This window comes from Lelliottia jeotgali (genome assembly GCF_977070485.1).
The window spans coordinates 411,450-423,057 of the sequence record NZ_CDRVFO010000001.1; the positions used below are offsets into that span (position 1 = coordinate 411,450).

Below are 11,608 nucleotides of genomic sequence, written 5' to 3' on the forward strand. Positions count from 1 at the left end.
TCGGGGACGCTTCCGGCTAATTTATGGTAAGCCGCAACCGCCTTAACTGTGTGGCCATCAAGGGCCTGAAAGAGATGGCGAACGTTCGTGTGAAACGTTGCCGAGCCCTCTGGACTGCGGCTTGCGCCGGTCGGGGCTGAATGTGGCGCGTAGCATACAAGGGCCTGCTCAGGATGCCCAGCAAAAAATGGCACAGGGTGTTTCATTCGGGGCGTTGCTGGCAAAAATGCGACCAGTGGAATACCCAGCCGAGTATCTTCAAGTGCTGTGCCTGGCGTTGGGCGGGGGTAAAACGTTCCACGGTGTAGTTGCGCCTGTCATGGCTGTGCAGGCACAGGGTGCCCTTGTGGCCGAGGCTGAGGCTGTTCACCCTGAGGGTGCCATTGTGCAGCAGGGCATAGGTTTCACCGTCCTTGACCTGTGTCTGGCTGACGTCAATGGCCAGTATCGCGTCGCGTGGCACCAACGGCGTCATGTTTTGGTTTGGCATGGCCAGGCAGACGACATTTTCTGTTGCCACGCCCAAGGCTTGCAGCGCTTCAATCGGGAGTTGCAGGTATTTGCCGTCGAGAGCCACGAGCTTGCCGTCGTGCACTTGCTGAAACGGCACCTGCAAGAGCCGGGTAGCCTGTGTCGACAGCGAGGATGGCGAATTATCCGAGGCGGGCGGCAGGGCACAGCTGTGCAGGATCGAGCTGGGGTGTTTGGGGCCTTCGCCACAGCGTAGCCAGCGCCGGTGCACGCAGAACAGATCGGCCAGTTCGTCCAGGCGAGCCAGGGGAACGCCGCGCTTGAACCAGTTGTTGATGTGCTGGGGCGTCACACCGCGCTGGGCGGCGAAGTCGGAAGAGGTCAGGCCACACTCGTGGAGGAGGGCCTTGAGGCGGTCACCGGAGGTTTTCATGCAGCCGAGTGTAGCGGCGCTGTGCCAGTAGGGATATGAACCGGGTGTTGACGTGATGTGTACGAAAAACGCCTAACGGTAGGACGCTGGATTAGGACTGCGTAGGATTTTTTACCATTGCAGCGCGCACACAAAAAAGCCCCGCCGAAGCGGGGCTTGGTGCAACCGGTATCAGCCCTTGTAGGCAGCGACCGATTTGGTGATCGCGGCGCGGGCGGCGTCGGCGCCTTCCCAGCCTTCGATCTTGACCCACTTGCCCTTCTCGAGATCTTTGTAGTTCGCGAAGAAGTGCTCGATCTGCTGAATCAGCAGTGCTGGCAGGTCGGTGTATTCCTTCACGTCAACGTACAGCTGCGACAGCTTGTCGTGCGGAACAGCGATGACCTTGGCGTCGCCGCCGCCGTCGTCGGTCATGTTCAGAACGCCGACTGGGCGAGCGCGGATGACCGAACCTGGGGCGACCGGGTAAGGCGTAACCACCAGCACGTCCAGCGGATCACCGTCGTCGGCCAGGGTGTTCGGGATGAAGCCGTAGTTGGCCGGGTAGAACATCGGGGTAGCCATGAAGCGGTCGACGAACAGGGTATCGCTGTCCTTGTCGATTTCGTACTTGATCGGCGCGTGGTTGGCCGGGATCTCGATGGCGACGTAGATGTCGTTCGGCAGGTCTTTGCCAGCCGGAATCTTGCTGTAGCTCATTGGGCAGTGCCCCCGTGTTTGATCAAAAAAGTGGCGGCGATTATAGGCACATTCGGCCTGGGCATGCCACGCCCGACCTGATGCGCGGGCGCATCAGACGTGGCTTTCGCGGTAGTCAGGGTGTTCGGCCTGCAACCGCGTCAGGCGCGCCAGAGGGTCCTGGCGGTAGAACAGTGACAGTTGCCGGTACACCTGTGGATAAGCCTGCTGCAAGAGGTCGGGCGCGCTGAAGAAGTACTCGCTGGTGACGGCAAAGAATTCAGCCGGGTTTTCGGCCGCATAAGGGTCGATGGCCGTTTGCGTTTCAGGGTCGGCGTCCAGCTGGCGGTTTAGGTCGTCATACGCCTGCTGCATGGCTGTGGCCCAGTCTTCAACCTGCATGTCGCTGTGCAGCGGTGGCAGGCCATTGGCATCGCCATTAAGCATGTCGAGCTTGTGTGCCAGCTCGTGGATCACCAGGTTGTAGGCTTCCCAGCCGCCGCTGGCCAGTACTCCGGCCCAGGCCATGATCACCGGGCCTTGCTGCCACGCCTCGCCGCTGTGTTCTCCATCCCAGACATGCTCCACGCCACTGGCGTCGCGATGGCGCTGGGGGCTCTTGAAGTCGTCCGGGTAGAGGATGATCTCGTGAAAGCCCTGGTACCAGTTGAGGTCCCCAAGGTGCAACAGCGGTAGCTGGGCCTGGGCGGCGAGGAACAGCCGTTGCTGGTCATCCAGCTCGACGCCGGGCAAGGTGGTCAGGTGTTTGTCGAGCAGGAACAGTATGCAGGCATCACGTAGCCGACGGTCTTCGTCGTCGCTGATGCCATCGAGCATTGGCAGGCGTTCACGGATCGCCTGCCATTGCTGCGGGTCGACCGGGTAGCGCGCCAACGTGCGCTTGCGCCGCCAGGCGCTGAAGGACCACATGGCGTTTGTCAGTGTGCCTTGGCGGTGCGGCCCAGGCGGCCGCGCAGCAGGCCCAGGACCATGGGTACCAGCGACAGGAAGATGATGCCGACCACCATCAGCGAAAGGTGCTGCTTGATGAATGGCACGTTGCCGAAGAAGTAGCCGAGGGTCACCAGGCCACCTACCCACAGCAGCGAGCCTGCAACGCTGAAGGCCAGGAAGCGCGGGTAATGCATGTGGGCGATGCCCGCGACGAACGGCGCGAAGGTGCGCAGGATCGGCAGGAAGCGCGCCAGGGTCACGGTTTTGCCACCATGGCGTTCATAGAATTCATGGGTGCGCTGCAGGTAGTCGCGGCGGAAGATTTTCGAATCGGGTTTGTTGAACAGCCGTTCACCTGCCGTTCGCCCGATCACGTAATTGGTGCTGTCACCCATGATTGCCGCAGCCATCAGCAGGCCGGCCAGCAGCACCGGGTCCATGCCGCCACCTGCGGCCACGGCGCCGGCGATGAACAGCAGTGAGTCACCCGGCAGGAAGGGCATTACCACCAGGCCGGTCTCGCAGAAAATCACGGTGAACAGGATGGCGTAGATCCAGGGGCCGTAATTGGTGACCAGCAGATCAAGGTAGGCATCGAGATGCAGGATGAGGTCCAGCGGGTTGAAATCCATGTACAGCACCTGTGTTCTTGACCCGCAGCTACGGGCGAGCGGACTTGCGGTAGGGTAAATTTTCAGACATGCCAGGAGCAGGCATTATACGGCCAAGTCGCGAGTATGCCCGGAGAGTTTGTAGCGGGGGGTTACTGAGGGTGTCGGTACCGGCCCGATCGCCGGCCAGCCGGCGGTCGGGCCAGTACTGATCAGTCTTGGCTGATCGGCAATATGTAGCTTTCGAACTCGGTATCCTTGCGAAAACCGATGGATTCATAGGTCCTCTGCGCCACCTCGTTGTTGGCGCTGGTCGAAACCCGCATGCGTACGGCCTGGGTGTCCTTGGCCATCTTCTTTGCCTCACGGATCAGGTGGTCAGCCACAAGCATGCGCCGTGAGTCTTCGGCCACATAGATGTCATTGAGAATCCACACCCGCTTGAGCGACAGCGACGAGAAGCTCGGGTAGAGCTGGCAGAAGCCCAGCAGTTTGGCGTCGTCATCGTCCGGCAGTGCCAGGTAAATGACCGACTCGTCGCGTTTGAGGCGCGTTTCCAGGAATTTGCGCGAGCTGTCCGGGTATGGCAGTTGCCCATAGAACTCGCGGTATCGGACAAACAGCGGGGTGAGCAGGTCGAGGTGTTCCAGGGTTGCCTTGATGATGCGCATGTGCGGCCCTCAGAGTCCATTTGGGAAACAGCGAAATGCCAGCAGCTTTCAATCGCATGCTGCCCAATGCCGGCCAGAAGCGCAATCCGCCGTCCGTGACATGTTCTTTACCCTTCACCGAGTAGGAAATTGCCTTTTTGATTAGAGGTGTTTTCACTGTCGATAGTATGGACCTCCGCTTCGTCCTTAAGATTCACGCCAGACAGCTGTCGGCGACAGGCCTCGCGCATCAGGTATAGCAGGCGATGCGCGGCCATGCCGTAGCTCAGGCCTTCCAGGCGCACGTTGGAGATGCAGTTGCGGTAAGCGTCGGTCAGGCCCACCTTTGGCGCGTAGGTGAAATACAAACCCAAACTGTCGGGTGAACTGAGCCCGGGGCGCTCGCCGATCAGCATTACGGTCATGCGCGCCCCCAGCAGTTGGCCCACTTCGTCGGCCACGGCTACCCGGCCTTGCTCCACCAACACCACCGGTGCGCTGGTCCAGCCATCGGCGGCGGCCTGTTCCTCGAAACGTGCCAGGAACGGCAATGTATGGCGATGCACGGCCAGGGCCGAGAGGCCGTCGGCCACCACGATGGCAAGGTCGCAGCCGCCAGGGTTGGTCTTGGCGTGCTGGCGCAACTGTTCCACCGAGCGCTCGTTCAGGCGCCGGCCCAGGTCCGGGCGTTGCAGGTACTGGTTGCGGTCGCTGGCGGCGCTGTGCAGTACCAGGCTGTCACGCCCGCGTTCCTTCAATTGTTCGCTCAGTGCCGTGTGGTCGAATGCCAGGTGCACGGCATCGCGGGCCTGGGCGTGGGCGAACTGGAAGTCCAGCTGGGCGCCGGTTGGCAGGCTGATGCCGCTGCGGCCAAGGGCGATGCGTGCCGGGGTCAGGCTGCGAAGGGCCAGCCAAGGGTTTTCGGGGGTGGGTATCTGACGGTCCATGGTCACCTCTATGCCAGCTGCGCCAAGGCCTGGCGGAACGCCGGCGGCAGGTTGTCGCCGAAGCGTACCCGGCCATCGGCCTGGGTGAATATACCGGTGCGCTGCAACCAAGCCTCGAACTCAGGCCCGGGTTTGAGGCCCAGGGTCTGGCGCGCATACAGCGCGTCATGGAACGAGGTAGTCTGGTAGTTGAGCATGATGTCGTCGGAGCCGGGGATGCCCATGATGAAGTTGATCCCGGCCACACCCAGCAGGGTCAGCAGGGTGTCCATGTCGTCCTGATCGGCCTCGGCGTGGTTGGTGTAGCAGATGTCGCACCCCATCGGCACGCCCAGCAGCTTGCCGCAGAAGTGGTCCTCAAGGCCGGCACGGATGATCTGCTTGCCGTTGTACAGGTACTCCGGGCCGATGAAACCGACCACGGTGTTGACCAGAAACGGCTTGAAATGGCGGGCCACGGCATAGGCGCGGGTTTCGCAGGTTTGCTGGTCGACGCCGTGGTGAGCGTTGGCCGACAGGGCGCTGCCCTGGCCGGTTTCGAAATACATGAGGTTCTGCCCCAGCGTGCCGCGCTTGAGCGACAACCCGGCCTCGTAACCTTCCTGCAGCACGTTGAGGTTGATGCCAAAGCCGGCGTTGGCCGCCTCGGTGCCGGCAATCGACTGGAACACCAGGTCCAGCGGCACGCCGCGGTTGATTGCCTCGATCGAGGTGGTGACGTGGGTCAGTACACAGGCCTGGGTGGGAATGTCATAGCGCTGGATGATGGCGTCGAGCATTTCCAGCATGGCGCAGATCGAGGCGATGCTGTCGGTGGCAGGGTTGATGCCGATCATGGCGTCGCCGTTGCCGTACAGCAGGCCATCGAGAATGCTGGCGGCAATCCCAGCCGGCTCGTCGGTCGGGTGATTGGGCTGCAAGCGGGTCGAAAGGCGCCCGCGCAAGCCCATGGTGCCGCGAAAACGGGTGACCACACGGATCTTCTGCGCCACCAATACCAGGTCCTGTACGCGCATGATCTTCGATACGGCAGCGGCCATTTCCGGAGTCAGGCCAGGCGCAAGGGCGTGCAGGCTGTCCTCGTTGGCTTCGTCGCTGAGCAGCCAGTCACGCAGGCCGCCGACGGTGAGGTGGCTGACCGGGGCGAAGGCCTGGGCGTCGTGGGTGTCGATGATCAGGCGGGTAACTTCGTCCTGCTCGTAAGGGATCAGCGCTTCGCTGAGGAAGTGGCTGAGCGGAATATTGGCCAGTGCCATCTGCGCCGCCACCCGTTCACCATCATTGACGGCGGCAACGCCAGCCAGGTAATCCCCGGAACGTGCGGGGCTGGCTTTGGCCATCACTTCCTTGAGGCTGTCGAAGCGGTAGACCAGGTGGCCTACCGTGTGTACGAAACTTGCCATACAGAATCTCCAGAGTGCCGCGGGCGTGCCCGCGGCAGGTGTCGGCAATCAGTGCAGAGCCTCTTCGGCCTTCTGGATCGCGGCGAATTCCTCTTCCGGTGTGCCCGCGACCAGGTGGTGGCGGCTGTAGAACGCAAAGTAGGCAATCAATACTGCATAGATCACTGCAGCGCCAATCACCACCCGTGGGTCGACCAAAAAGCCTGCGACCACGGCGATGCATGCCAGCACCAGGGCGACGCCCGAGGTGAAGATGCCACCAGGGGTGCGATAGGGGCGTTCCATCTTGGGCCGGCGGATGCGCAGGGTGATGTGCGCAGCCATCATCAGTACATAAGACAACGTCGCACCGAACACCGCAACCAGGATCAGCAGGTCGCCCTGGCCGGTAAGTGACAAGCCGAAACCGATGATGCCAGGGATGATCAGGGCCAGTACCGGGGCCTTGCTCTTGTTGGTTTCAGACAGTTTTCGCGGCAGGTAGCCCGCGCGTGAAAGGGCGAAGATCTGCCGCGAATAGGCATAGATGATCGAGAAAAAGCTGGCAATCAGACCAGCCAGGCCAACCAGGTTGACGAAGCCGCCCATCCAGGTGGAGCCGCCATACGCCTTGGAAAGTGCTTCTACCAGTGGGTTGCCGGAGGCTTTGAGCGCTTCGGAGCCCGCCCCCCCCGGGCCTACCACGAGGATCAGCAGGGCAAAAGCCAGCAACACCAGCATGGCGCCAATCAGGCCACGTGGCAGGTCGCGTTTCGGGTTCTTGGTTTCCTCGGCAGCCAGTGGTACGCCTTCTACCGCCAGGAAGAACCAGATCGCGTAGGGGATTGCCGCCCACACGCCAACGTATCCGAACGGTAGGAAACTGCTGGCGCCGACCGCGTCGGTCTGGGCGATGTCGAACAGGTTCGCCGCATCAAAATGGGGCACCATGCCCACAAGGAAGACAGCCAGGGCGATGGCGGCGACGGCAGTGATGATGAACATCAGCTTCAAGGCTTCACCGACCCCGAAGATGTGGATGCCGATAAAGACGATGTAGAACGCCAGGTAGATCATCCAGCCGCCAATGCCGAACAGGGACTGGCAGTAGGCACCGATGAACACCGCGATGGCTGCCGGTGCAATGGCATATTCGATCAGGATCGCCGTGCCTGTCAGAAAGCCGCCCCACGGGCCGAAGGCGCTGCGGGCAAAGCCGTAGCCGCCCCCGGCGGTAGGGATCATCGATGACAGTTCGGCCAGCGAAAAACACATGCACAAGTACATGGTGGCCATCAGCAGGGTGGCGAGGAACATGCCGCCCCAGCCGCCTTGGGCAAGGCCGAAGTTCCAGCCGGCATAGTCGCCGGAGATCACGTAGGCAACGCCCAGGCCCACCAGCAGGACCCAGCCGGCGGCGCCTTTTTTCAGTTCTCGTTGCTGGAAGTAGTCCGACCCGACCTTTTCAAAATCGACGGAAGCGCCTGCCGGTGCGCCGGAGGATTGATCGCTTGGCATAGTTTCACCTGTTCTTTTTCTTGGTGGCCGGACGGGTGCCGGCCGATGGTGATGGGTACTGCAGGAAGCGAGCCATGGAAGCTACAAGTCGCAAGCTACAAGCCTCAAGAAAAAGCGGGTCGGCGTTCTATCCGTTTTTTCTTGCTGCTTGCAGCTTGCAGCTTGCCGCTTAGAAGAAGCCCAGCGGGTTGATGTCGTAGCTCACCAGCAGGTTCTTGGTCTGCTGATAGTGGTCGAGCATCATCTTGTGGGTTTCACGGCCCACGCCGGACTTCTTGTACCCGCCGAACGCGGCGTGCGCCGGGTACAGGTGGTAGCAGTTGGTCCATACGCGGCCAGCCTTGATGCCGCGGCCCATGCGGTAGGCGCGGTTGATGTCGCGGGTCCATACACCGGCGCCAAGGCCGAACTCGGTGTCGTTGGCGATGGCCAGTGCCTCGGCCTCGTCCTTGAAGGTGGTGACGCTGACTACCGGGCCGAAGATTTCTTCCTGGAACACGCGCATCTTGTTGTTGCCTTTGAGCAGCGTCGGCTGGATGTAGTAACCGGTCGCCAACGCGCCTTCCAGCTTCTCCACCTTGCCGCCGGTCAGCAGTTCGGCGCCTTCGTCCTGGGCGATCTGCAAATACGACAGGATTTTTTCGAACTGTTGTTGCGAAGCCTGGGCGCCGACCATGGTGTCGGTGTCGAGCGGGTCGCCGCGCTTGATCTGCAGCACCTTCTTCATCACCACTTCCATGAACTGCGGGTAGATCGACTCTTGCACCAACGCCCGCGACGGGCAGGTGCATACCTCGCCTTGGTTGAAGAACGCCAGCACCATGCCTTCGGCAGCCTTGTCGATGAAGCTCGGCTCGGCCTGCATGATGTCTTCGAAGTAGACGTTGGGTGATTTGCCGCCCAGTTCGACGGTAGACGGGATGATGTTCTCGGCGGCGCATTTCATGATGTGCGAGCCGACCGGGGTAGAACCGGTGAAGGCGATCTTGGCGATGCGCTTGCTGGTGGCCAGTGCTTCGCCGGCCTCGCGGCCATAGCCCTGGACTACGTTGAGCACGCCGGGCGGCAGCAGGTCGCCAATCAGCTCTACCAGCACGGTGATGCCCAGCGGGGTCTGCTCGGCCGGTTTGAGCACCACGCAGTTGCCAGCGGCCAGGGCCGGGGCCAGTTTCCAGGCGGCCATCAGGATCGGGAAGTTCCACGGGATGATCTGCCCGACGACGCCCAGTGGCTCATGGATGTGATAGGCCACGGTATTTTCGTTGATCTCGGCGGCACCGCCCTCTTGGGCGCGTATGCAGCCGGCGAAGTAGCGGAAGTGATCGACCGCCAGCGGAATGTCGGCGTTGAGGGTTTCGCGGACCGGCTTGCCGTTGTCCCAGGTTTCGGTGATGGCCAGCACTTCCAGGTTCTGCTCGATGCGGTCGGCGATCTTCAGCAGCACGTTGGAGCGGTCCTGCACCGAGGTGCGGCCCCAGGCATCGGCGGCAGCGTGGGCGGCGTCGAGCGCCTTGTCGATGTCTTCGGCAGTGGAGCGGGGAAATTCAGCGATCAGCTTGCCATTCACCGGGGAGGTGTTGTCGAAATACTGCCCCTTGACCGGAGCTACGAATTCACCACCGATGTAGTTGCCGTAGCGGCTCTTGAAGGAAACCTTCGCGCCCTCGGTACCGGGATGTGCATAACGCATGGTGTGTCTCCTGGTTAATTGTGTTTGTTGAGGAGTTGGAAAGCGTAGAGCAAAGGTTGGGCCAGCGTGGTGAGGGCCTTTGGAATCAATAGATTGCGTGGTTTCTGGGTGAGTCTGCAGGGGTTGCTGTGCCAGGGATGGCACGGTCTGTGTGACACTTTGTACCGTTTGCGGCACGCTTGATTGCGGTGCATTGCAAAGCCCGGGCGGGTGGAGGATGCTGGCAGGACGCTCTATCTGCGGAGAACAAAAACCAATGCAGAGCCACCACCTCAGTCGTCATGCCCAGCAAGTGCATACCGTTGCCCACGGCGAAGCCGGCGGTGCCGGCAGCGACCCGTCCATTGCCCGATCCTGGCTGCGATGCCTGGAGGACTACCATCTTGATCCCGAGGTGCTTGCGGCGCCGGTCGTGCTGGAACACGGCCGCCTGCTCGAAAGCCGCGAGCGCCTGAACCAGGTGCTGAAAATCGCCGATAATGAAATGAACAGCTTGCACCAGCAGCTATCAGGTGCCGGGCACGCGGTCCTGCTTACCGATGCGCGCGGTGTCATCCTCAACTGTGTCACCGCACCCAGCGAACGGCGCATTTTCGAACGTGCGGGGTTGTGGTTGGGCGCTGACTGGAGCGAGGCGCGCGAAGGCACCAATGGCATCGGCACATGTCTGGTCGAGCGCCAGGCGCTGACCATCCATCAGAACGAACACTTTCGCGGTCGTCATACCGGGCTGACCTGTTCGGCCAGCCCGGTATTCGATCCGCATGGCGAGCTGCTGGCAGTGCTCGATGTGTCATCGGCGAGGCCGGATGTCTCGCGTCAGAGCCAGTTTCATACCATGGCGCTGGTCAACCTCTCGGCGAAGATGATCGAGAGCTGTTATTTCCTGCGCCACTTCGAACAGCAATGGTTGCTGCGCTTTCACCTGCAGGCCGAGTCGGTGGGGTTGTTCAGCGAAGGGCTGCTGGCTTTCGATGCCGATGGCCGTATCTGCGCGGCCAACCAGAGCGCCCTCAACCTGCTGGGCACCATCCGTGGCGGGGTGCTGGGCAAGCCGCTGGAAATGTTCTTTGCCTGTAACCATGATGAGCTCTTCAGCCGCGCCATGCCCAATGGCAGCCCGGCCTGGCCGCTGTATACACGTGATGGTCGGCAGGTATTTGCCAGCTTGCGGGGTCAGGCGAAGGCACCGGTGTGGGCGGTGCCGGCTGGTTTGCCCGAAGCCCGGCCAGAGGCTGCCCCCGGAATTTGTCTGATGGACCCGGCGCTGCAAGGTGACTTCCTGCGTGCGCTGCGGGTCTTCGAGCGTGATGTGCCACTGCTGGTGTCGGGCGAGACCGGCTGTGGCAAAGAAGCCTTTGCCCAGGCAGTGCACCAGGCTAGCCAGCGGCGCGGCAAGCCGTTCGTGGCAGTCAACTGCGCCTCGATTCCTGAAAGCCTGATAGAGAGCGAGTTGTTCGGTTACCGCGGCGGCAGTTTTACCGGGGCGCGCAAGGAGGGCATGCGCGGCAAGCTGCTGCAGGCCGATGGCGGCACATTGTTGCTCGACGAGATCGGTGACATGCCGCTGGCGCTGCAGACCCGCCTGCTACGCGTGCTGGAAGAACGCCAGGTGGTGCCGATCGGCGGTGAGCCGCAAGCGGTCGATGTGCGGATCGTCAGTGCTACCCACCGCGACCTGCTTGAGCGAGTGGAGCAGGGCACATTCCGCGAGGACCTCTATTACCGGCTCAATGGCTTGGAAGTGGCAATGCCGGCGGTGCGCGAGCGTAGTGACAAGGCTCAGTTGCTGGATTTCCTGTTGCGGCAGGAAGCGCAAGGCCAGGCCATCGAAATCGAGCCAAGCGCCCGCCAGGCGCTGCTGGATTTTGCCTGGCCGGGCAATGTGCGCCAGATGCGCAACGTGCTGCGTACGCTGGTGGCATTGTGTGAGGATTGTCATGTCGCGTTTGCGGATCTGCCCGCAATCGTGCGCAACACCTCCAGCCCTGTAGGGGCGGCCTTGTGTCGCGAAAGGACCGGTGAGCGGCCCCAGGATTTCGATAACGCTGCCCAGTTTGCGGGGGCCGCTTCGCAGCCCTTTCGCGACACAAGGCCGCTCCTACAGGCGGAGGGCCAGGCCCTGTTGTCCGTATTGGAGGCAAACCGCTGGCACCTGACCCGTGTCGCCGAGCATTTGGGTATCAGCCGCAATACCTTGTATCGAAAACTGCGCAAACACGGCATCGCCAGGGGCGTTTGAGCGAAACAGCGGGTGCGATTTCCCGCGCCCTG

The 11,608-nt window shown here is 61.9% G+C and carries 10 protein-coding genes; 1 reads left to right on the forward strand and 9 read right to left on the reverse strand.

Annotated features, from left to right (window positions below; translation table 11 throughout):
* Nucleotides 1-202: 202 nt before the first annotated feature.
* The 9 genes from ACW4TB_RS01855 to exaC all read right to left on the reverse strand — a co-directional run bounded on the left by ACW4TB_RS01855 (nucleotide 203) and on the right by exaC (nucleotide 9,334).
* A complete protein-coding gene (locus ACW4TB_RS01855; RefSeq protein WP_012312528.1) occupies nucleotides 203-904 on the reverse strand; it encodes a LexA family transcriptional regulator in 702 nt (233 codons plus the stop codon).
* Between the two features lie 171 nt (nucleotides 905-1,075).
* Nucleotides 1,076-1,603 carry an inorganic diphosphatase gene (ppa, locus tag ACW4TB_RS01860; protein WP_003255365.1) on the reverse strand — a complete coding sequence of 176 codons (528 nt, stop codon included), beginning with the start codon at nucleotides 1,601-1,603 and terminating at the stop codon, nucleotides 1,076-1,078.
* A 93-nt stretch (nucleotides 1,604-1,696) separates the two neighbouring features.
* Nucleotides 1,697-2,512 (reverse strand): M90 family metallopeptidase, encoded by an 816-nt coding sequence (locus ACW4TB_RS01865; RefSeq protein ID WP_012312529.1) that lies wholly within the window; start codon nucleotides 2,510-2,512, stop codon nucleotides 1,697-1,699.
* 8 nt (nucleotides 2,513-2,520) lie between these two features.
* A complete protein-coding gene (locus ACW4TB_RS01870) occupies nucleotides 2,521-3,168 on the reverse strand; it encodes a DedA family protein (protein WP_012312530.1) in 648 nt (215 codons plus the stop codon).
* Between the two features lie 191 nt (nucleotides 3,169-3,359).
* Entirely contained in the window at nucleotides 3,360-3,818 is a 459-nt protein-coding gene (locus ACW4TB_RS01875) for a GNAT family N-acetyltransferase (RefSeq protein WP_012312531.1), read from the reverse strand.
* Between the two features lie 107 nt (nucleotides 3,819-3,925).
* Nucleotides 3,926-4,744 (reverse strand): ethanolamine ammonia-lyase subunit EutC, encoded by an 819-nt coding sequence (eutC, locus tag ACW4TB_RS01880; RefSeq protein WP_279932547.1) that lies wholly within the window; start codon nucleotides 4,742-4,744, stop codon nucleotides 3,926-3,928.
* Nucleotides 4,745-4,752: 8 nt separating this feature from the next.
* Nucleotides 4,753-6,147, reverse strand: coding sequence for an ethanolamine ammonia-lyase subunit EutB (locus ACW4TB_RS01885; protein WP_012312533.1), 1,395 nt, complete (start codon nucleotides 6,145-6,147; stop codon nucleotides 4,753-4,755).
* Between the two features lie 48 nt (nucleotides 6,148-6,195).
* Nucleotides 6,196-7,644, reverse strand: a complete 1,449-nt coding sequence (eat, locus tag ACW4TB_RS01890; protein WP_039604782.1) for an ethanolamine permease — start codon at nucleotides 7,642-7,644, stop codon at nucleotides 6,196-6,198.
* Between the two features lie 169 nt (nucleotides 7,645-7,813).
* The gene (exaC, locus tag ACW4TB_RS01895; protein ID WP_012312535.1) at nucleotides 7,814-9,334 is read right to left on the reverse strand and encodes an acetaldehyde dehydrogenase ExaC; all 1,521 of its coding nucleotides are present in this window, start codon (nucleotides 9,332-9,334) and stop codon (nucleotides 7,814-7,816) included.
* 256 nt (nucleotides 9,335-9,590) lie between these two features.
* On the opposite strand from exaC, the gene ACW4TB_RS01900 reads away from it, so the two are divergent.
* Nucleotides 9,591-11,576 carry a sigma-54-dependent Fis family transcriptional regulator gene (locus ACW4TB_RS01900; protein WP_012312536.1) on the forward strand — a complete coding sequence of 662 codons (1,986 nt, stop codon included), beginning with the start codon at nucleotides 9,591-9,593 and terminating at the stop codon, nucleotides 11,574-11,576.
* The last annotated feature ends 32 nt before the right edge of the window (nucleotides 11,577-11,608 follow it).